This window comes from Isoptericola croceus (genome assembly GCF_029382255.1).
Lineage (GTDB): Bacteria > Actinomycetota > Actinomycetes > Actinomycetales > Cellulomonadaceae > Isoptericola > Isoptericola croceus.
Map to the genome: position 1 here is coordinate 1 of NZ_JARLLG010000252.1, position 272 is coordinate 272.

The 272-nt window shown below is 44.1% G+C and carries 1 protein-coding gene; it reads left to right on the top strand.

Annotation, left to right across the window (positions count from 1 at the left end; translation table 11 throughout):
* On the top strand, positions 1-272 hold a 272-nt coding region (locus PZC42_RS24655), incomplete at both ends, for a reverse transcriptase domain-containing protein (protein WP_277214143.1).

The window sequence follows — 272 nt, forward strand, 5'->3', positions numbered from 1 at the left end:
GGAAATCATGTTGCTAGACAACAGTGAACCTTCGAACTATGAAGAAGCAATTGCGGGCCCAGATTCCAACAAATGGCTTGAGGCCATGCAATCCGAGATAGAATCCATGTATGAAAACAAAGTATGGACTTTGACAGACTTGCCCGATGATCGGCGAGCGATAGAAAACAAATGGATCTTTAAGAAGAAGACGGACGCGGATGGTAATATTACCATCTATAAAGCTCGACTTGTCGCTAAGGGTTATCGGCAAGTTCAAGGGGTTGACTATG